At 62.0% G+C, this 20,491-nt stretch carries 16 protein-coding genes; 5 read left to right on the top strand and 11 right to left on the bottom strand.

Annotation, left to right across the window (positions count from 1 at the left end; translation table 11 throughout):
• Positions 1-60 precede the first annotated feature (60 nt).
• The gene (locus BM317_RS16490) at positions 61-921 is read left to right on the top strand and encodes a MurR/RpiR family transcriptional regulator (RefSeq protein WP_170842276.1); all 861 of its coding nucleotides are present in this window, start codon (positions 61-63) and stop codon (positions 919-921) included.
• A gap of 63 nt (positions 922-984) precedes the next feature.
• Here the strand turns inward: BM317_RS16490 and BM317_RS16485 are convergent, their stop codons facing one another.
• The 11 genes from BM317_RS16485 to edd form a co-directional block, all read right to left on the bottom strand.
• Positions 985-1,839 (bottom strand): D-hexose-6-phosphate mutarotase, encoded by an 855-nt coding sequence (locus BM317_RS16485; protein ID WP_092166028.1) that lies wholly within the window; start codon positions 1,837-1,839, stop codon positions 985-987.
• 267 nt (positions 1,840-2,106) lie between these two features.
• Positions 2,107-3,453, bottom strand: coding sequence for a carbohydrate porin (locus tag BM317_RS16480; RefSeq protein WP_092166027.1), 1,347 nt, complete (start codon positions 3,451-3,453; stop codon positions 2,107-2,109).
• Positions 3,454-3,582: 129 nt separating this feature from the next.
• On the bottom strand, positions 3,583-4,743 hold the full coding sequence (locus BM317_RS16475) for an ABC transporter ATP-binding protein (RefSeq protein ID WP_092475210.1): 1,161 nt from the start codon (positions 4,741-4,743) through the stop codon (positions 3,583-3,585).
• 2 nt (positions 4,744-4,745) lie between these two features.
• A complete protein-coding gene (locus BM317_RS16470) occupies positions 4,746-5,591 on the bottom strand; it encodes a carbohydrate ABC transporter permease (protein WP_092475206.1) in 846 nt (281 codons plus the stop codon).
• Complete coding sequence (locus tag BM317_RS16465; protein ID WP_060738869.1) at positions 5,584-6,492, bottom strand: carbohydrate ABC transporter permease; 909 nt, start codon at positions 6,490-6,492, stop codon at positions 5,584-5,586. Before BM317_RS16465 ends, BM317_RS16470 begins: the two co-directional genes overlap by 8 nt.
• A gap of 104 nt (positions 6,493-6,596) precedes the next feature.
• Complete coding sequence (locus tag BM317_RS16460; protein ID WP_060738870.1) at positions 6,597-7,898, bottom strand: ABC transporter substrate-binding protein; 1,302 nt, start codon at positions 7,896-7,898, stop codon at positions 6,597-6,599.
• 116 nt (positions 7,899-8,014) lie between these two features.
• Positions 8,015-9,274, bottom strand: coding sequence for a D-mannose isomerase (locus BM317_RS16455; protein WP_092475202.1), 1,260 nt, complete (start codon positions 9,272-9,274; stop codon positions 8,015-8,017).
• 228 nt (positions 9,275-9,502) lie between these two features.
• Positions 9,503-10,972 carry an ATP-binding protein gene (locus BM317_RS16450; RefSeq protein ID WP_092166024.1) on the bottom strand — a complete coding sequence of 490 codons (1,470 nt, stop codon included), beginning with the start codon at positions 10,970-10,972 and terminating at the stop codon, positions 9,503-9,505.
• On the bottom strand, positions 10,962-11,693 hold the full coding sequence (locus BM317_RS16445; protein ID WP_060738873.1) for a response regulator: 732 nt from the start codon (positions 11,691-11,693) through the stop codon (positions 10,962-10,964). The genes BM317_RS16450 and BM317_RS16445 overlap by 11 nt, the downstream gene beginning before the upstream one ends.
• A gap of 183 nt (positions 11,694-11,876) precedes the next feature.
• Positions 11,877-12,836: a glucokinase gene (locus tag BM317_RS16440; RefSeq protein WP_092166022.1), complete on the bottom strand. Its 960-nt coding sequence runs from the start codon at positions 12,834-12,836 to the stop codon at positions 11,877-11,879.
• Entirely contained in the window at positions 12,833-14,659 is a 1,827-nt protein-coding gene (edd, locus tag BM317_RS16435; protein WP_092166020.1) for a phosphogluconate dehydratase, read from the bottom strand. The genes BM317_RS16440 and edd overlap by 4 nt, the downstream gene beginning before the upstream one ends.
• Positions 14,660-14,889: 230 nt before the next feature.
• Here edd and gap point away from each other — a divergent pair, with 230 nt between their 5' ends.
• From gap to BM317_RS16415, 4 genes are all read left to right on the top strand, one after another.
• Positions 14,890-15,891 (top strand): type I glyceraldehyde-3-phosphate dehydrogenase, encoded by a 1,002-nt coding sequence (gap, locus tag BM317_RS16430; RefSeq protein WP_092475191.1) that lies wholly within the window; start codon positions 14,890-14,892, stop codon positions 15,889-15,891.
• Positions 15,892-16,128: 237 nt separating this feature from the next.
• Positions 16,129-16,635 carry an RNA polymerase sigma factor gene (locus BM317_RS16425; protein WP_092475188.1) on the top strand — a complete coding sequence of 169 codons (507 nt, stop codon included), beginning with the start codon at positions 16,129-16,131 and terminating at the stop codon, positions 16,633-16,635.
• Positions 16,636-16,777: 142 nt separating this feature from the next.
• Complete coding sequence (locus tag BM317_RS16420; RefSeq protein ID WP_092166017.1) at positions 16,778-17,683, top strand: FecR family protein; 906 nt, start codon at positions 16,778-16,780, stop codon at positions 17,681-17,683.
• A gap of 118 nt (positions 17,684-17,801) precedes the next feature.
• Complete coding sequence (locus BM317_RS16415; RefSeq protein ID WP_092475184.1) at positions 17,802-20,396, top strand: TonB-dependent receptor; 2,595 nt, start codon at positions 17,802-17,804, stop codon at positions 20,394-20,396.
• Positions 20,397-20,491 lie beyond the last annotated feature (95 nt).

Genomic DNA, 20,491 nt, shown 5'->3' with positions numbered 1-20,491 from the left:
TAGGCCACCGCAAAGGGTCGTATCAAAGACCCGTCTTCCTAGGAATCTTGTATGGACCGCGTGCGAAACTTACTGGAACAGATCCAGAGTCGCCTTGAAGACCTGAACAAGGCCGAACGCAAGGTGGCCGAGATCATCCTGCTCAACCCGCAGCAGGCGACCCGCTTCAGCATCGCCGCCCTCGCCCAGGCAGCTTCGGTCAGCGAACCGACCGTCAACCGTTTCTGCCGCTCGTTCGGCGTCAGCGGTTACCCGGAACTCAAATTGCAATTGGCCCAGAGCCTGGCCAGCGGCGCGGCTTATGTCAGCCGCGCGGTAGAAGCCGATGACAACCCGGAAGCCTATACCCGCAAGATCTTTGGCAGTGCCATTGCCTCATTGGACAGCGCCTGCCAGGCCCTTGATCCCAATTTGATCAGTCGCGCCGTGGACCTGCTGATCCAGGCCCGGCAGATCCACTTCTTCGGCCTCGGCGCCTCCGCCCCGGTGGCCCTGGATGCCCAGCACAAGTTTTTCCGCTTCAATCTGGCAGTGACCGCTCACGCCGACGTCCTGATGCAGCGCATGATTGCGTCGGTGGCCCATACCGGCGAGCTGTTCGTGATCATTTCCTACACCGGCCGCACCCGCGAGCTGGTGGAAGTGGCGCGCATCGCCCGGGAAAACGGCGCCTCGGTATTGGGCCTGACCGCCGAAGGCTCGCCGCTGGCCAAGGCCAGTACCCTGAGCCTGAACATCCCCCTGCCCGAAGACACTGATATCTATATGCCGATGACCTCGCGGATCATCCAACTCACCGTACTGGACGTGCTCGCCACCGGCATGACCCTGCGTCGGGGCGTGGACTTCCAGCCGCATCTGCGCAAGATCAAGGAAAGCCTGAATGCCAGCCGGTATCCGGTGGGGGATGAGTTCAACTGAACCGATCCAGAAGCCTCGCTGCCTGATCATTCCCACGCAGAGCGTGGGAACGATCATCCAGCGTTAAGCCCCCACCCACGCCTGCAAACTCAGGTGCGCCCGCTCCCCCGGCGCAAGGCACAGGCTGTCGGTGCCGCCACTGGCCGCCTCGACGCAGACAAATTCACTGACCTCGTCCCAACTCACCCCCAGCAACGGCCGCGCTCCCGGATGCCAGACCACGGTGTCGGCACTGTCGCCGGTGTCGATGCGCAATTCGCGCTGCCAGGCGTGATCCTTGAGCTGCAATTCACCCTCATGCTGGAACACTCGCTGGCAGCCGCCCTCGACCCGCAACTCACCTTCCTGCTGGCAAGCCGCACGGCTCAACTGGTCGTAACCCTGGGCACCTTCGAGCCCAGACAGCGCTACCTCACCGACATCGCCAATACGCCAATAGGCATGCAGGGCCTGGCTCAACTGGCACGGCAGGCTGTCCTGGTGCTCGGTGCTCAAGCGCAGTTCCATGCGCTCGCCCAGGTCGGCATGCAGGTCTACTTGCCAGTCGCACAACTGCAGCTGCCAGTGCAGATGCACACCCTCTTCATCACTGTGGCTGTCGAGCAACTTCCAATCGATCAACCGCGCCCAACCGTGGGACGGCCAGGCGTTTTCGCTGGGATGGCGGCCATACCACGGCCAGCACACCGGCACCCCACCGCGTATCGCACCGACGTTTGGCCATTTGGCCGCACACCACAACCAGGGCTTCTGGCCTCGCGGCTGAAAATGCAGCAACTGTGCGCCCTGGCGACTGAACACCGCCTGGCACAACGGATGATCGATCACCAACACATCGCGTTGCCGATAGCGCTCCCACGCGAACACCGGGCGTTCGCGCAAGGATCTGAAAAAGCGTTGTAGCGGATGCTCATGCATGGGCCGCGGTCCTGGAGATCATTGAATACTCAACTGGATGATGCACACTTTTGTGGCGAGGGGATTTATCCCCGCTGGGGCGCGCAGCGGCCCTGAAACTGGCAACTCAGTGCATCAGGTTACTGGTTGGGGACTGCTTCGCAGTCCAGCGGGGATAAATCCCCTCGCCACAGGGTTCTGCTCCAGCCAAGCACTTCCCAAAAAAAAGCGGACAGCCTTGGCCGTCCGCAAATATGCGCACATAGAGAGGAGCTTATCGCAACAGCGTTAGAACACCGACTGAATTTTCAGGCCGGCCACCAGCGCGTTGTCGACTTCATCAACACCACCTGGGTGAGTGATGTACTGCAGGTTCGGACGCACGGTCAGCCAGTTGGTCACGTGGACACCGTAGTTGAGTTCGTAGTTGTACTCAGTGCTACGCAGCGGTGCGAACAGCGGATCGTTATAGTCGCTGACACCATTGGCATCGTTGGTCAGCTCGGCGTTTTTCTTCACGTCTTCGTTGACATGGATGCGGGAGAAACCGATGCCGATGTCATCTTTTGGACGCGCATCGAATGGCCCCTTGTACACGAACATCAGCGACTGATAGTTGTCGACGACGTTGGTGTCCTTGTCGTGGAAGGTCGCGTTGGCGGCGATGTTCAAGCCGCGGGACGCGTCACCGTTGTGAGTGGTGAGTTGTTGCTGTGCCACGAACCAGTAGCCATGCTTGCTATCGTGGCTGCGATAGGCGTTACCGGTGGTTGCGGCATCGTCGCCGTTGTCGTCTTCACGGACGTCATCGGCATTGGCCGTGCTCTTGTAGTAACCCACACGGTACTCACCCGGCAGGCTGTTGACCTTCGGCGACCAGACCAATTCGACCGGGATCACGGTGCCCTTGGTACCGCTGCCGCTGAGCTTGAAGCCGTTACCGTGCTCCAGTTGCGAAGGGTTCTGGTTGTACGCGCCGATCTGCGCATAGAACTCAGGCGTGAGGTTGTATTTCACGCGGATCGCGGCCTGGCTGACGGGCCAGTTGTACCAGATATTGGTGGCCCAGTTACCGACCTGGGAACCGCAGAAGGCCAGGTTCTGGAATTCGCAAGGAAAGGTGTTGAAGTCTTCGCCTTCGCCGAAGTAACCGGCCTTGACGTCCAGCTTGCCGTCGAGGAACTGGTGCTTGATCCACAACTGGGTCAGACGGACCATGTGACCACGGCCGTAGACTTCCTGGGAGGAACTCAAGGTCCCGGCACGCGGATCGCCGACACGGTCGTTGGAGATGTTCTCGCCATTACGATTGGTCAGCTGGATCTTGGCCTGGGTGTTATCCCAACCCCACAGCTTTTGCAGGTCCAGCGCCACGCCCAGGCCAAACTGGTCGGAGTAACGCGCGGTCTTGTCGTTGTTGTAGCCGCCGTGCAGGTTGCCACCGACTTCACCGACGTAGTCGGCCTTGATGTCGATACCCTGCTCGATCAGCTCGGTACGCTTACCACCCCAGTCACCCGTCATCCACTTCGAGTCGGCGCTGAACGCCTCGTCCGCGTGTGCGCTACCGGCCAGCATCATCGCCGCAACGGCTGACAACTGGCAGATTAGCTGGGCGTTGTTTTTCTTCTTCATCCCTACATCCTCGTCTTTATTGTTATTAACTGTTTTTATCTAACGCGGTTTACAACGATTGCGGCGGGTGGTCCCCACTCACCGCATACTCCTTTTTGGTGGGCGCACGCTGGCTCCCACATTTGTTCTTCATCGGCCTTTGAACTGCGCCACGTTGGCGCTGCGTACGTCAGCTTGCGGCTGGCCGGCCACGCCCAGGCGTTCGCCGGACTGGGCATCGAACAGCAGCACTTTCGAGGGATCGAATTGCAGCGTCAGGGTCTCCCCGACTTGCGGCGCCACGTCGGGTGCCAGGCGGCAGCAAACCTTGGTGTCGTTGAGGTTGACGAACACCAGGGTGTCCGGCCCGGTAGGCTCGGTGACCTGCACTTCGGCGCGAATGGTCGGCAAGCCATTGGCCTCGCTGCCCGCCAGCGCGATCTGTTCCGGGCGCAGGCCCAGGATCACTTCGCGGTCTTCCAGGCCGGCGTCCTGCATGCCCATTGGCAACTCGCAACGGGCCTGGCCGCTGTCGAGCAGCGCCAGCAGGCGGCCGTCCTTGCGTTGCAGGCGCAGCGGGATGAAGTTCATCGGCGGCGAACCGATGAAGCTCGCCACGAACAGGTTGGCCGGGTTGGTGTAGATGTCTTTCGGGGTACCGAACTGCTGGATGATCCCGTCCTTCATCACCGCCACTTTGTCGCCCAGGGTCATGGCCTCGATCTGGTCGTGGGTCACGTAGACCGTGGTGGTCTTCAGGCGCTGGTGCATCAGTTTCATTTCGGTACGCATCTCGACCCGCAGCTTGGCGTCGAGGTTGGACAGCGGTTCGTCGAACAGGTAGATCTTCGGCCGCCGCGCCAGCGCCCGGCCCATGGCCACGCGCTGTTGCTGGCCGCCGGAAAGCTGGCCGGGCTTGCGATTGAGCAGGTGCTCGATTTGCAGCAGCTTGGCCACGCGATTGACTTCTTCGTCGATGGCCGACTGGTTCATCTTGCGGATTTTCAGGCCGAACTCGATGTTCTCGCGCACGCTCATGGTCGGGTACAGCGCGTAGGACTGGAACACCATGGCGATGTCGCGATCCTTCGGGCTCATGCCGCTGACATCCTGGTCACCGATCATGATCGCGCCGCCGGTAATGGTCTCCAGGCCGGCGATGCAGTTCATCAGCGTCGACTTGCCGCAGCCCGAAGGTCCGACGAGGATCAGGAACTCACCGTCCTTGATCGACAACTCGATGTTCTTCAGGGTGTCCGGCAGGCCGGCACCATAGGTCTTGTTTACGTTGCGAAGTTCAAGCGTTGCCATGATTACCCCTTGACTGCGCCGGCCGTCAGGCCGCGCACGAAATACTTGCCTGCGACCACATAGACCAGCAGGGTCGGCAGCCCGGCGATCATCGCCGCCGCCATGTCCACGTTGTATTCCTTGGCCCCGGTACTGGTGTTGACCAAGTTGTTCAGCGCTACCGTGATGGGTTGCGAATCACCGCTGGAGAACACCACGCCGAACAGGAAGTCGTTCCAGATCTGCGTGAACTGCCAGATCAGGCAGACCATGATGATCGGGGTGGACATTGGCAGGATGATCCGCCGAAAGATGGTGAAGAAACCCGCACCGTCCAGCCGCGCAGCCTTCACCAGCGCATCGGGAATGCTGACGTAGTAGTTACGGAAGAACAGCGTGGTGAATGCCAGCCCATAGACCACGTGCACGAACACCAGGCCGGTGGTGGTGCTGGCCAGGCCCATCTTGCCGAGGGTGAACGAGGCCGGCAGCAGCACAGTCTGGAACGGCAGGAAGCACCCGAACAGCAACAGGCCGAAGAACAACTGCGAACCGCGAAAACGCCACATCGACAACACGTAGCCGTTCAAGGCACCGATGGCGGTAGAGATCAGCACCGCCGGGACGGTGATCTTGATCGAGTTCCAGAAGTAGCCGTCCACCGTGGCCCAGGCCTTGACCCAGCCGATGCCGCTGACCACGGTCGGCCAGCTCAGCAGGTTGCCGGTGCTGATGTCTTCCGGCGTCTTGAAGCTGGTCAGCAACATGACCACCAATGGCACCAGGTAAAGCAGTACGGCGAGGATCAGCACCACGTAGATCGCGATGCGACTCAGGCTGATGGAAGGTTTGGCAGCGAGACTAGTCATGACGCTTGGTCCTCAGCTCGGAGTACAGGTAAGGCACGATGATTGCGAGGATCGCACCGAGCATCAGGATTGCGCTGGCCGAGCCCATGCCCATCTGGCCGCGACTGAAGGTGAAGGAATACATGAACATCGCTGGCAGGTCGGAGGAATAACCCGGGCCACCGGCCGTCATCGCCGCCACCAGGTCGAAGCTCTTGATCGCGATGTGCGCCAGGATCATCACGGCGCTGAAGAACACCGGGCGCAGGCTCGGCAGCACCACTTTCCAGTAGATGCGCGGCATGCTCGCGCCATCGATCTGCGCGGCACGGATGATCGATTGATCGACACCCCGCAGGCCGGCCAGGAACATCGCCATGATGAAGCCCGAGGCCTGCCATACCGCCGCGATCACCAGGCAGTACACCACGCGGTCCGGGTCGATCAGCCAGTCCAGGCGGAAGCCTTCCCAACCCCAGTCACGCAACAATTTGTCCAGGCCCATGCCCGGGTTGAGCAGCCATTTCCAGGCCGTACCGGTGACGATCATCGAGAGCGCCATCGGGTACAGGTAAATGGTGCGGATGAAACCTTCGCGACGAATGCGCTGGTCGAGAAACACCGCCAGCAGCACGCCAATCACCAAGGTGATGCCGATGAACATGCCACCAAAGAGCACCAGGTTCTTGCTCGCCACCCACCAGCGGTCGTTGTCCATCAGCCGCGCGTATTGCGCCAGGCCGGCCCATTTGTAGTTCGGCAAGAACGTCGAGGTGGTGAACGACAGGACGAACGTCCACAAGATATAGCCATAGAAGCCCACCAGAACGATGAACATGCTCGGCGCCAGCACCAGTTTCGGGAGCCAACGCTGTAATGCATCGAACGGCGAGGCCTTGCTGAACACAGCGACAGAACTCATGGGAAGATCCAAAACAGAGAATAAGGACTAAGAGCAGCTACAAGTGACAAGCTGCAAGCTGAGCGCACCCACTTGTAGCTTGTCGCTTGTAGCTCGCGGCTGCTCTACTTGGCCGACTGCACCGCAGCGCCCAGTTTCTTGGCAGCATCGGCCGGGTCGGCTTTCGGGTCGTTGATGTAGTTGGTCACCACATCGAAGAACGCACCCTGTACCGCCAGCGTGGTCGCCATGTTGTGCGCCATGCTCGGTTGCAGGCCGCCGGACTTGGCGTCCGTCAGGAAGTCCTTGGCCGCGGTCTGGGCGCAGGAATCGAAACCGTACTTGGCCATGTCGCCCAGCATGTCGTTGCGCACCGGGATCGAGCCTTTGTTGATGCTGAAGACCTTCTGGAAGTTCTCACCCAGCACGACCTTGGCGATATCCTGCTGGCCGGCCGCGGTGCCCGCGTCCTTCTGCTTGAACACCGCCAGGGAGTCGATGTTGTAGGTGAAGGCCTTGTCGGTGCCCGGGAAGGCCACGCACTCGTAGTCCTTGCCGGCGACTTTCTTCGCCGCGGTCCACTCGCTCTTGGCCCAGTCACCCATGATCTGCATGCCGGCCTTGCCGTTGATGACCTTGGCCGCTTCCAGGTTCCAGTCCTGGCCCTTGCCGTCGGCGTCCATGTAGGTCGCGACTTTCTTCAGTTCGGTCAGGGCCTTGACCATTTCCGGGCCGGTCAGGGCCTTGTTGTCCAGGTCGACCAGGGCCTTCTTGTAGCCATCGGCACCCATCACCGAGAGCACCACGGCTTCGAACACGGTGCTGTCCTGCCACGGCTGGCCACCGTGGGCGAGCGGAATGAAGCCCGCGGCCTTGAGCTTGTCGCCCGCCGCGTAGAACTCTTCGAGGGTGGTCGGGTTCTTGGTGATGCCGGCTTTCTTGAAGACTTCCGGGTTGATCCACAGCCAGTTGACGCGGTGGATGTTCACCGGCACGGCGACGTAGTCACCGTCGTACTTCACGGTATCGGAGACTTTCTTGTCGAGCAGGCTGTCCCACTTCTCGGCCTTGGCGACGTCCTTGAGGATGTCGGTGTCGAGCAGCCCGGTGGACGCCCACTCCTGGATGTCCGGGCCCTTGATCTGGGCGACACCCGGTGGGTTGCCGGCCACGGCACGGCTCTTGAGCACGGTCATGGCAGTGGAACCGCCACCACCGGCGACAGCGCCGTCCTTCCAGGTAAAGCCGTCTTTCTCTACCTGGGCCTTGAGCACATCGACCGCGGCTTTTTCACCACCCGAGGTCCACCAGTGGACGACTTCCACGGAACCTTTGGATTCGGCGGCAAGGGTAGTGACAGGGAAGGCTGCGACGGGAAGCAGGGAAGCAAGAGAAATGACAGTAGCGAGGCGAGAAATCGCATTCATCTAGAATTACCTTTCTTGTTGTTATGCATGCAAGTCTGGTGCTTGCGCTGCATGGATTCTAATCAGAGGGAATCCCTTCGCAGGTAACGAAGGGACGTGCAAATGTCACGACATGGTTACACAGGCGCTGGGCTGGATAACCGCGCCAGGGCTGACGCCATGCTCGGTGCCAGGGGCAGGCGCGGGATCAAGACGGCCTGCCAGGCGTGATACAGGTCCGGCTTTCCCGGCCAGATATCGGCGCTGGGACGGTTTTGCGGATCGAGCTCGTGATGCCAGCTGCCGTTGCAGCGATCGATGAAATGTTTGTCACAGAATTCCCAGAAGCAGCGGTACCAGGCTTCGTATTTCGCCTCGTCGGTGCGCTTGAGCAAGGCGCTGGCAGCGGCTGCCGCTTCGGCGTGAACCCAATGCAGGCGGTGACGAACCACGGCGCGGTTGTCCCAGTCCAGGGTGTAGACAATGCCCGGCGCGCCATCGACGTCCCAGCCATGGCGGCAGTTCTGGTCGAAGAGTTTTTGCGCGTCCTGGGCCAGCCACCCCGGGGTCAGCATACCGATCTGGACCCGTGCGGCTTCAAGGTGCAGCAGCAGCCGCGCCCACTCGAAACCGTGGCCGGGAGTGGTGCCATAAGGGCGGAAACCATCGGCAGGATTGTCTTGGTTGTATTCGCGCAGCGGCTGCCAGTGGCGGTCGAAATGCTCCACCACCAAGTAGTCGTTGGCAGCGGCATGGCCGTGGATCACCCGTTCGACGATACGCAGGGCACGGGCCAGCCAACGAGGATCGTCAGTGGCGTCGGCCAGGGCCAGGAAGGCTTCGGTGGCGTGCATGTTGCTGTTGGCGCCGCGATAGGCCTCTTCCTCGCTCCAGTCGCGGTTGAAGGATTCGCGCAAGGCGCCCTCCTCTTCACACCAGAAATGCTCATCGATGATCCGCACCGCTTCGTCCAGCAACGCCGCAGCGCCAGGACGCTGGGCCACCACCGCGGAACTGGCCGCCAGGGCAACGAATGCATGCAGGTAGGCAGCCTTGCCAGCACCGTCTTGATCAGGCCGCGTCGTGGCGAACCAGCCACCGTGCTCGGCGTCGCGCAAGGGGCCGCTGAGGGCCTGGATGCCGTGGTCCACCAACTCGGCAAAACCCGGCAGGCCCTGGATGTGAGCCATGGCGAAGCTGTGGGTCATGCGCGCGGTGTTCATGGTTTCCGCCCGGGCATCGGCCGGCAGGCGGCCAAGCTCATCCAGGTTGCCAAAGCCGTCCGGCAGCTTCGAGGCCTTGGCGAACGCCAGCAGCCGCAAGCCTTCGGCGGCAAGCCATTGCTGGTGGGCAGGGGCATTCAGCCAACTGCTGAAGGCCGGTTGGAAGGTGTCCATCGGGGTACCTTTTTTGTTGTTTTGACGCAGGGAGTCTAAACAAGGGATGGCGGGCGGCAGGTAACGAAAGGGGCGAGTTATGTCACCAACCTGTGACATTTGAATGAGAGAGATGGATTGAGACGACTGGCGCCATCGCGAGCAAGCTCGCTCCCACAGGGGTTTTGTGAACGCCGAAGATCCAGTGTGGGAGCGAGCTTGCTCGCGATGAACGATAACGCGGTCCGATCAATCCACACTGCGAGGCAACTGTAAGGTCACCCGCAACCCACCCTCACGCAGGTTTTGCAGGCTCACTTCGCCGCCATGGCTGTGGGCAATGTTGCGGGCGATGCCCAGGCCCAGGCCATAGCCCTGCTGTTGCCCGGCAAGGCGGAAGTGCGGTTCGAAGACTTGCTCCAGGCGCTGTTCCGGCACCCCCGGCCCTTCGTCGTCGACGTGCAGGATGAACGCGGTTTCATCATCATCGATGTGCAGGTGGGCGTTCTGTCCGTATTTCAAGGCATTGTCGATCAAGTTGCCAATGCAGCGCTTGAGGGCCAGCGGCTTGCCGGGATACGGCGCCAACGCCCGGCCATCCTGGGTCACCCGGCCGTTGCCGTTAGGTGCCAGGTAAGGCTCCACCAGGCAATCGAGCACATGGTTGAGGTCCACCGGCTCGATGTTTTCGTGGATGTCGGTGTCCTTGACGCATTGCAGCGCGCCCTTGACCAGTAGCTCCAACTCATCCAGGTCACGGCCGAACTTGGCTTGCAGGTTTTCGTCCTCCAGCAGCTCGACCCGCAGCCGCAATCGAGTGATCGGTGTGCGCAAGTCGTGGGAAATCGCGCTGAACAACTGGCTGCGCTCCGTCAGGTAACGGCTGATGCGTTCGCGCATGGCATTGAACGCTCGCCCCACTTCCACCACTTCGCTGCCACCGCCCTCGGCCACCGGTTCCACTTCGGCGCCCAGGGACATGTCGCGCGCGGCCCGGGCCAGACGCTTGAGGGGCCGGCTCTGCCAGTGCACCAGCAAACCGATGAACAGCAACAACAGGCTGCTGGTGAGCACGATGAAACCGACCTGTTGCTTGGGCAGGTCTTGTTCTTCGAGGCTGGTGTAGGGTTCGGGCAGCAACGAGGCGATGTACAGCCACTCCCCCGGCGCCATCTGGATCTGCGTGACCAGTACCGGCGGATTCACCGGTTCAAGCGTCAAGGCGTAGTGGGCCCACGAGCGGGGCAACTCATCGAGTTTCAGCCCGGCGTTGAAAATCCGCAGATCGTCCGGGCTGACAAAGTTGACCGAGATGTCGGCGTTATTGCCCAGGGATCGGCGCAGCACATCGTCCACCGCTTTGAGCACCGCCAGCTTGCGCGGCGTGACCGGCAGCACGTCCATGCCCAGGGGCTTGTCGTTGAGGGTAACGACGAACCGCGTACCGCCCATGCTGCGCAACTGATCCAGCACCAGCGGCCGGTAAGCCACCGGCAGCGAACGCAAATAGCTGACGCTGGCGGTCATCGAATGGGCCAGGCTACGGGCGCTGGTGACCAGGCCTTCGAGCTGGGTGGCGCGCAGTTGCGAGACCCAGATCAGGCTGGACAGGGTCTGGGCGAACAACACCACCAGCAAGGTCAGCAGCAGCATCCGGCCCAGCAACGAGCGCGGTACCGGTACCCGCCGAGCGATTTTCCTGATCCAGTCAATGCCCATTGCTGGCAACCACACTGGCCGCCAGTTGATAACCACTGCCACGCACCGTGCGAATCAGCCGCGGTGGTTTGTCGGTGTCACGCAGGCGCTGGCGCAGGCGACTGACCGCCATGTCGACGATCCGGTCCAGGGGCATCAGCTCGCGACCACGGGTCGCATTGCCGATGGTGTCGCGGTCGAGGATTTCCTGGGGATGATCGAGAAACAGCTTGAGCAGGGCGAAGTCGGCGCCGGAGAGAATCACTTCTTCACCGTCGGTGTGGAACAGCCGATGGCTGACCATGTCCAGCCGCCATTCATCGAAGGCCAGCACTTCACCGCCGGAGCGTTCCTGGCCGAATTGCGCCCGGCGCAGCAGCGCCTTGATGCGCGCTTGCAATTCACGCGGGCTGAAAGGCTTGCCCAGGTAATCATCGGCGCCCAGCTCAAGACCGATGACCCGGTCGGCCTCGTCGGAACTGGCGGTCAGCATGATGATCGGCACATGAGCCTGGCGTGGGTGCTGGCGAACCCAGCGGCAAAGGCTGAAACCGTCTTCATCGGGCAGCATCACATCGAGGATCACCAGGTCGCTCGGTGCATCGTTAAACGCCTGGCGAAACCCGGCGCCGTCGGGTGTGGTGCGCACCTGGAACCCCGCACGGCTGAGGTAGGTGTCCAGCAGTTCGCGAATCTCCTGGTCGTCGTCGACCAACAAAATCGATTTGTTTACTGAACTCACGGGCCTCGTCCTTGTTGTTTGGATTAGGGCGATTATGCCTGATGGACAAGGCCTACAAACACACCACAAAAACTCTGTGGGAGCGGGCTTGCTCGCGAAAGCGGTGCGTCATTCAACATTTCCGTCGCCTGACACTCCGCCTTCGCGAGCAAGCCCGCTCCCACAAGGTCCGTACTTTGAATTTCAAGCTTGTGCAGATTGCTCCAACGCCACGCCCGCGCCCATCAGGCCGGAGTATGGCGCGGTCACCAGCCAGACCGGAATGCCCTTGAAGTAATCGCTCATGCAACCCTTGTCGGCGAAGCAGCGGGCAAAACCGCTTTCGAGGAAGAAATCGGCAAAGCGCGGGACCACGCCACCGACGATGTAGACGCCACCGCGTCCGCCCAGGGTCAACACGTTGTTGCCGGCCACGCGTCCCAGCCAGCGGCAGAACTGCTCGAGCACTTCCAGGGCGATAGGGTCGCCGGCCAGGCCGGCCGCGGTGATGGATTCGGGGGTGTCGAGTACCGGCACATGGCCGTCCACTGCGCAAATGGCCCGGTACACCCGAGGCAAACCGCTGCCGCTCAAGGCGGTTTCGGCGCTGACGTGGCCGATCTCGTTGTAGATGTGCTGCCACAGCTGGGTTTCCCGCGGACTGCTCATGGGCAGGTCGACATGGCCGCCCTCCCCCGGCAACGCGGCGAAACGGCCCTCACCCAGATCCAGCAGCGTGCCGACGCCCAGCCCGGTACCCGGCCCGATCACCACCGCCGGACGCATCGGCTCCGGGGTGCCTTCGCACACGACCCGGTACTCATCGGGACGCAAGCGGGTCATGCCCAAGGCCATGGCCGAGAAGTCGTTGACCAGCAACAACTGCTCCACCTGCAGGGTCTTGCAGAACGCCAGATTGCTCAGGCGCCAGTGATTGTTGGTAAAGCGAAACTCATCGCCGCTCACGGGACCGGCCACCGACAGGCACACCGAACCGATGGCGCCCGGTTTCAGGCCCAGGCCGCTCAGGTACACCTGGATGGCATCTTCCGGGCAGGCGTAATCGGCCGTTGCCAACACCTGGATGTTTTCCAGGGTGTGGTCTTTCCACAGCGCGAAGCGTGCGTTGGTCCCACCGATGTCACCGACCAAAGCCAGTTTCAATTAAGCGTCTCCAGGGCAGATGTGAAGGCACTGGCGCCCTGCTCCGCCGAGCTGAAGGCCATGCGCATGAAACCGAACAGCTCGCGGCCGGTGCCGATGTTGTTGCCCAACAGGCCCTTGGCCGGCGTGCGCGCGGCGAATTCCTCGGCGTCCACCTTCAATTCCAAGGTGCCTTTGACGCCATCGACACGGATGATATCGCCCTCCTGCACCCGGGCCAACGCACCACCGACATAAGCTTCGGGGCTGACATGAATGGCCGCCGGGATTTTCCCCGACGCGCCGGACATGCGCCCGTCGGTCACCAGCGCCACTTTGAAGCCACGGTCCTGCAACACACCCAGGAATGGCGTCATCTTGTGCAGCTCCGGCATGCCGTTGGAGCGCGGCCCCTGGAAGCGCATCACCGCGACAAAATCCTTTTCCAACAGGCCGGCCTTGAACGCGTCCGCCAGGTCCTGCTGGTCCTGGAAGACCATGGCCGGGGCTTCGACAATCTGGTTTTCCAGGGCCACGGCCGAGACCTTCATCACCCCACGGCCCAGGTTGCCTTCCATCACGCGCAACCCACCTTCTGGCGAGAAGGCGCGGGCCACCGGGCGCAGGATGTTTTCGTCGAGGCTTTCGATCGGGCCGTCGCGCCACACCAACTCGCCATCCTCCAGGAACGGCTCCTGGGTGTAGCGGCTCAGGCCGTGGCCGAGCACGGTGTTGACGTTTTCATGCAGCAAGCCGGCTTCCAGCAACTCACGGATCAGGAACGACATGCCGCCGGCCGCCTGGAAGTGGTTGATGTCGGCCTTGCCGTTCGGGTAGACGTGGCTCAGGGTCGGCACCACCTCGGAGAGGTCGGCCATGTCCTGCCAGGTCAACTGGATACCCGCCGCCATGGCGATGGCCGGCATGTGCAGGGTGTGGTTGGTGGAGCCGCCAGTGGCGTGCAACGCAACGATGGAGTTGACCAGCGAGCGCTCGTCGACGATTTCGCCGATGGGCATGAAATTGCCGCTTTGCTTGGTCATGCGCGTCACCTGGAACGCCGCTTCACGGGTCAGGGCATCGCGCAGCGGCGTGTTCGGGTTGACGAACGAGGCGCCCGGCAAGTGCAGGCCCATCACTTCCATCAGCAACTGGTTGGTGTTGGCGGTGCCGTAGAAGGTGCAGGTACCGGGGCTGTGGTAGGACTTCATCTCCGATTCCAGCAGCTCTTCGCGGGTGGCCTTGCCTTCGGCGTAGCGCTGGCGCACGTCGGCTTTTTCCTTGTTGGAAATGCCCGAGACCATCGGCCCGCCTGGCACGAAGATCGTCGGCAAGTGACCGAAGCGCAGCGCGCCCATCATCAGGCCCGGGACGATCTTGTCGCAGATGCCGAGCATCAGTGCGCCGTCAAACATGTTGTGGGACAGCGCCACCGCCGTGGAAAGCGCGATCACTTCGCGGCTCGGCAGACTCAGTTCCATCCCCGCCTCGCCCTGGGTCACGCCGTCGCACATCGCCGGCGTGCCTCCGGCGAACTGGCCGACCGAGCCAATCTCGCGCAGGGCTTTCTTGATCTGCTCCGGGAAGGTTTCGTAGGGCTGGTGGGCCGAGAGCATGTCGTTATAGGACGACACGATGGCGATGTTGGCGGCGTTCATCATCCGCAGGTGGTGTTTGTCTTCGGTGCCGCAACCGGCCACGCCGTGGGCGAAGTTGGCGCACTGCAGCTTGCCGCGCATCGGACCGTCGCTGGCGGCACCACGGATCAATGCAAGGTAAGCCTGGCGCGTGGCGCGGCTGCGGGCGATAAGCCGTTCGGTGACCTCAAGAACGCGGGGATGCATGTGTAGAACTCCAGGCTAACGGGTGTGGCGACCTGATTGTCTATGCTGGTCAAAAGCCTGCTGCACGCTGTGTGGAAGGCGAGGCGACAGACGGTTTTTGACCATTCGGACCAGTTGATTCAGGTCACTCGTTGTAGATAAAACAAAATATTGCCACTAAAAAGGCTTGTTTTCTATTTTTATGCGAATAATCTTGTAATTCCAACAACAAATCGACGGCGGCGCAGTTAATGACTCTTCGAATCGCAATCAATGGTTTTGGCCGCATCGGCCGCAACGTCCTCCGTGCACTGTATACCCAAGGCTATCGTCGCGACCTGCAGATCGTCGCCATCAACGACCTGGGCGACAGTGCGATCAATGCCCATCTGCTCAAGTTCGACACCGTGCATGGCACCTTCGATGCCGACGTCCAGCACGATCACGAAAGCCTGACGGTCAATGGCGACCGCATCTCGGTCAGCGCCATCCGCAACCCGGCCGAACTGCCTTGGGCAGCCGAGAAGATCGACGTCGTGTTCGAATGCACCGGTCTGTTCACCGACCGCTCCAAGGCCGCGGCCCATATCAGCGCCGGTGCCCGCAAGGTGATCATCTCGGCCCCGGCCAAGGGCGCCGATGCCACCGTCGTGTACGGCGTGAACCACGACATCCTGCGCCAGTCCCACCAGATCATCTCCAACGCTTCGTGCACCACCAACTGCCTGGCCCCGGTGGCCCAGGTGCTGCACCGCGAGCTGGGCATCGAAAGCGGCCTGATGACCACCATCCATGCCTACACCAACGACCAGAACCTGACCGACGTCTACCACAGCGACCCCTACCGCGCCCGTTCGGCCACGCAGAACATGATCCCGAGCAAGACCGGCGCCGCCGAAGCGGTGGGCCTGGTGCTGCCGGAACTGGCCGGCAAGTTGACCGGCATGGCGGTGCGCGTACCGGTGATCAACGTCTCGCTGGTCGACCTCACCGTGCAGCTCAGGCGCGAAGCGTCGGCCGAGGAAGTCAACGAACTGCTGCGCCAGGCCAGCCAGCATTCGAAGATCCTCGGCTACAACACCCTGCCGCTGGTCTCCAGCGATTTCAACCACAACCCGCTGTCGTCGATCTTCGACGCCAACCACACCAAGGCCAGCGGCAAGCTGCTCAAGGTACTGGCCTGGTATGACAACGAATGGGGCTTCTCCAACCGCATGCTGGATAACTGCCTGGCGTTGTGTAACGCCGAATAATGTTCGGTGCCGTAGGAGCTGCCGCAGGAGCTGCCGCAGGCTGCGATCTTTTGATCTTTTGATCATTCGCTTGAGATTCAAGTGTCTTTGGAAAGATCGCAGCCTCGTTGCACTCGACAGCTCCTACAGCTCCTACATGGTTCTACACAGTTTCCATGCAGCGCCTTGAAATCTAGGCTTGACCCGCAACGTAGATGATAAGCATTATCATCAACTCGAACCGGATCGGGCCCTACCGTGAGTCAATCGCGCTTTCATCACGTCTTCCTCGCCCAGCGCACGCCGCTGCTGCGCACCCTTGAGCGCATGGTCAGCAACCCCAGTACCGCCGAAGACCTGCTTCAGGAAACCTACCTGCGTGTCACCCGTGCATTGGCCGAACGCACGGTCGAGCACCTCGAACCCTTTGTTTTCCAGACCGCCCGCAACCTGGCGCTGGACCATTTGCGTGCCCGGCGCATCCAGGCCCGGACCCTGCTGGATGACGTGCCGCTGGAAGTCGTCCAAAACGTCGTCGCCCCCCAGAGCAGCGCCGAGGACGCCGCCCATGCCCAGCAACTGCTCGAGCGCCTGAATGTCAGCCTGCAGGCCCTGAGCCCGCGACAACGGCAGATCTTCATCCTCAGCCGCCTGCATGGCCACAGTTACCAGGAAATCGCCGAACGGCTGAGCGTGTCCTTGAGTACGGTGCAAAAGGAACTGAAACTGATCATGGCGATCTGTGTGGGACAACTGCAGCTATGAGATTCAAGCTGCAGTTGTGTGCAGGCTTGGGCTTGCGACTTGAAACTTGAAGCTTGTAACTTGCCGCTGAACCGAGAAACGAGAACCCACCGTGACGGACAACTCCCCTTCTCCTGCGCCGACGCCGGAAACCGCCCATGCCATGGAGCAGGCGCTGGACTGGCTGATCCTGCTGGACAGCCCCAGCGAGGAACAGACGCGGCAATTCCAGGCCTGGCTGGCCGCCGATCCACGTCATGGCGAGGCGTTCGCCCGGGCCCAGGCGATCTGGAACGGCCCACAGGTGATGGCCAGTGCCCGCCGACTTGAAACCGCGCCCAAGGTCACCGCGCTGTCGCGCCTGCGTGCCCACTGGAAACCCCTGGCCACCGCCGCCGTGTTGTTTCTCGGCCTGTTCAACTTCAGTGACCTGCCCCTGCGCTTGCAGGCCGATCACCTGACCGTGGTCGGTGAGCGCCAGCGCCTGCAATTGGAAGACGGCTCCAAGGTCCTGCTCAACACTGACTCGGCGTTCTCCAGCACGTTCAACGAACAACGGTACGTGGCCCGCTTGTACAAGGGCGAGGCCTTCTTCGAGGTCCCGGGCAACCGCACCCTGCCGCTGGAAATCGACGCCGGTCCGGTCACCGCCAGCGTCAGCGACACCACGTTCGCCGTGCGTTACCTCGACGGCGTGGCCCAGGTCCAGGTCCAGCGTGGCGATGTGGATCTGCGGGCCAATCGCAACGACACCCATGTGCGGCTGTCGGCCGGGGAGAGCATCCGCATCGGCCCCAACGGCTTCGACCGGCCGTCCCGGCTCGATGCCAACACCGACCTGGCCTGGGTCCAGGGTCGGCTGGTGTTCGAGAACCGGCCGCTGAGCCAGGTACTGGCCGAGCTGCGCCGCTACTACCCCGGCTGGATCATCAACAGTAACGAACAGTTGGCCAATGTCGCGGTGACCGGCAATTACCGCCTCGATCAGCCGTTGGACGTGGTCCGCTCCCTGGCCCATATCACCTCGGCACGGCTTCAGGAATTCCCGGCACTGGTGATCCTGAACTAAATGAGAATTATTTTTACTCGATAGCACCCGCTGGTTCGTCTCGTTATAGCCAATGCAATTGATTCGCATCCAGCGATGCGATCTGCACCTATAACAGATGCGACACGGAGCGCTATCGATGTCCTCTCGCCTTACTTGCCGGTTCCTTGCCCCCTCTTGCACGCTGTCATTGCTCACCGCCGCCATCCTGATGGCCGGCACCGCGCCGCTCGCCCTGGCTGCCACCGCCGTACAACCCCCTGCCCGCAACATGGGCGACTACACCTTCGCTATCGCCCGGCAGCCACTGGTCTCGGCCTTGAATGCATTCACCGCGGTCACCGGCTGGCAAGTCGGCATGCCGGCGGAACTGGCCGACGGCGTCGCCTCGCCTGGGGTGAACGGCTCGCTGCCGCCGGAAAAAGCCCTGGAGCGCCTGTTGGTGGGGACCCACCTGGGCTACCGCAAACTGGGCGACAACAGCATCGTGCTGGAAAGGCGCGACAGCGGCAGCGCGATGGAGCTGCAACAGGTGACCATCAGCGCCACCCGCCAGGAACAGGACATCACCAGCGTACCCAGCACGGTCACCGTCCACGACCGCCAGGAACTGGACCGCAACAACGTCAATACCCTCAAGGACCTGGTGCGCCATGAACCGGGCGTGTCGGTGGGCGGTGCGGGCCAGCGCGGCGGCATCAGTGGCTATAACATTCGCGGCATCGACGGTAACCGGATCCTGACCCAGGTCGACGGCGTGGAAGTACCCGGCGGTTTCTTCAACGGCCCCTACGCCAAGACCCAGCGCAATTACGTCGACCCGGAAATCATCAAGCGTGTGGAAATCCTCCGCGGTCCGGCCTCGGTGCTGTACGGCAGCAATGCCATTGGCGGTGCCGTCAGCTACTTCACCCTCGTTCCGGACGACATCATCAAGCCCGGCCAGGACGTTGGCGCCCGCCTGAAGACCGGCTACAGCTCCGCCGACGAGAGCTGGCTCAAGTCCGCCACCGTCGCCGGCCGCAACGGCCCATTCGACGGCCTGCTGCACTACAGCCAGCGCGACGGTCACGAAACCGAATCCTACGGCAGCCACAACGGCACCGGCCTGGACCGCACCGCCGCCAACCCGGAAGACGTGCGCGCCAACAATGTGCTGGCCAAGCTCGGCTGGAACTACAGCGATGACGCACGCCTTGGCCTGGTCTACGAAAAATACAAGGACGACCGCGACAGCGACCTGAAAAGCGCCTATGGCGGCCCCTACGCCAACGGCCAGCCGGCGATCCCCGATTTTGTACTACCCGGCGGCATGTACCAGTGGCGCACCGGCAACGACACCATCACCCGCGAGCGTTTCGGCCTGGAGCACAGCTTCGCCCTCGACAGCCTGCTGGCCGATCACGTCAAGTGGAGCCTGAATCACCAGGTCGCCAAGACCGACCAGAGCACCGCCGAGTTCTATTTCCCGATCACCCGCCAGGTCCTGCGCACACGGGATACCCTCTACGAAGAAAAGCAGTGGGTCTTCGATGCGCAACTGGACAAGGCCTTCAGCATCGCCAGCACCGATCACGCGCTGACCTACGGCACCACGATCAAGCAACAGAAAGTCACCGGCTCGCGCAGCGGCAATGGCGTGTGCCTGGCGGTGGGTGTCGGTTGCTCTGCGGTGGGCGCCATCAGCACCCGGGACGTGCTGGCAAAAGCCAGTGACTTCCCGGACCCGACCATCAACAGCTACGCCCTGTTCGTCCAGGACCAGATCAGTTGGGATAAATGGACCTTCATGCCCGGCCTGCGCTACGACTACACCCAGCTCAAGCCGCACCTGACCGAGGAGTTCCTCAATACCGTGGACCCCACCAGTGGTGGTGAGGTCAGCGACAAGAACAAGACCTGGCACCGCGTCTCGCCAAAATTCGGTGTGACCTATGCCCTGACCGACCAGTACACCTGGTACGGGCAGTACGCCGAGGGGTTCCGCACCCCGACCGCCAAGGCCCTGTATGGCCGTTTCGACAACCCTGGCGCCGGCTATAGCGTGGAACCCAACGCCGACCTGGAAGCGGAAAAAAGCCAGGGCTACGAGACCGGCCTGCGCGGCCGCTTCGACTCCGGTTCGTTCGACGTGGCGGTGTTCTACAACAAGTACCGCGACTTCATCAACGAGGACGCCATCACCCCCGGTGCCGACCAGTTGACCTTCCAGAGCAACAACATCAAGCACGCCATCATCAAGGGTGCCGAAGTCAAGGGACGCCTGGACCTGGACGTGCTGGGCGCGCCAAAGGGCCTGTACACCCAAGGTTCGGTGGCCTACGCCTACGGTCGCAACAACGACACGGGCGAGCCGCTCAACAGCGTCAACCCGCTGACCGGCGTGTTCGGCCTGGGCTACGACCAGGAGCAGTTCGGCACCTTGCTCAGCTGGACCCTGGTCAAGAAAAAGGACCGCGTCGACGACAGCAACTTCAACTCGCCCGATGGCGTGAGCAGCCAGTTCAAGACGCCAGGCTTCGGCATCCTCGACCTGACGGGCTTCTACAAGGTGACCCACGACGTGACCGTCAGCGGCGGCCTCTACAACCTCACCGACAAGAAATACTGGCTGTGGGATGACGTGCGCGGCTACGACAGCGTCGGCGAAGCGGCCGTGCTGAGCCCCGCCAACCTCGATCGCCTGACCGCGCCCGGACGTAACTTCGCGGTGAACCTGATCTGGGATATCTGACAGGCCTGCGCCGTAGGAGCTGTCGAGTGCAACGAGGCTGCGATCTTTCCCCGGACACTTGAACCTCAAGCGAAAGATCAAAAGATCGCAGCCTT

This window comes from Pseudomonas sp. NFACC24-1 (assembly GCF_900115235.1).
GTDB lineage: Bacteria > Pseudomonadota > Gammaproteobacteria > Pseudomonadales > Pseudomonadaceae > Aquipseudomonas > Aquipseudomonas fluorescens_AA.
The sequence above is the reverse complement of the archived record's forward strand: the minus strand, read 5'-3'. Positions and strand labels throughout refer to the sequence as shown.

Bases quoted from the DNA above. Each gene is read 5' to 3' on its own strand.
- BM317_RS16485 (WP_092166028.1), bottom strand. From the start codon at position 1,839: ATGCATGAGCATCCGCTACAACGCTTTTTCAGATCCTTGCGCGAACGC.
- BM317_RS16480 (WP_092166027.1), bottom strand. From the start codon at position 3,453: ATGAAGAAGAAAAACAACGCCCAGCTAATCTGCCAGTTGTCAGCCGTT.
- BM317_RS16475 (WP_092475210.1), bottom strand. From the start codon at position 4,743: ATGGCAACGCTTGAACTTCGCAACGTAAACAAGACCTATGGTGCCGGC.
- BM317_RS16470 (WP_092475206.1), bottom strand. From the start codon at position 5,591: ATGACTAGTCTCGCTGCCAAACCTTCCATCAGCCTGAGTCGCATCGCG.
- BM317_RS16465 (WP_060738869.1), bottom strand. From the start codon at position 6,492: ATGAGTTCTGTCGCTGTGTTCAGCAAGGCCTCGCCGTTCGATGCATTA.
- BM317_RS16460 (WP_060738870.1), bottom strand. From the start codon at position 7,898: ATGAATGCGATTTCTCGCCTCGCTACTGTCATTTCTCTTGCTTCCCTG.
- BM317_RS16455 (WP_092475202.1), bottom strand. From the start codon at position 9,274: ATGGACACCTTCCAACCGGCCTTCAGCAGTTGGCTGAATGCCCCTGCC.
- BM317_RS16450 (WP_092166024.1), bottom strand. From the start codon at position 10,972: ATGGGCATTGACTGGATCAGGAAAATCGCTCGGCGGGTACCGGTACCG.
- edd (WP_092166020.1), bottom strand. From the start codon at position 14,659: ATGCATCCCCGCGTTCTTGAGGTCACCGAACGGCTTATCGCCCGCAGC.
- gap (WP_092475191.1), top strand. From the start codon at position 14,890: ATGACTCTTCGAATCGCAATCAATGGTTTTGGCCGCATCGGCCGCAAC.
- BM317_RS16420 (WP_092166017.1), top strand. From the start codon at position 16,778: ATGGAGCAGGCGCTGGACTGGCTGATCCTGCTGGACAGCCCCAGCGAG.
- BM317_RS16415 (WP_092475184.1), top strand. From the start codon at position 17,802: ATGTCCTCTCGCCTTACTTGCCGGTTCCTTGCCCCCTCTTGCACGCTG.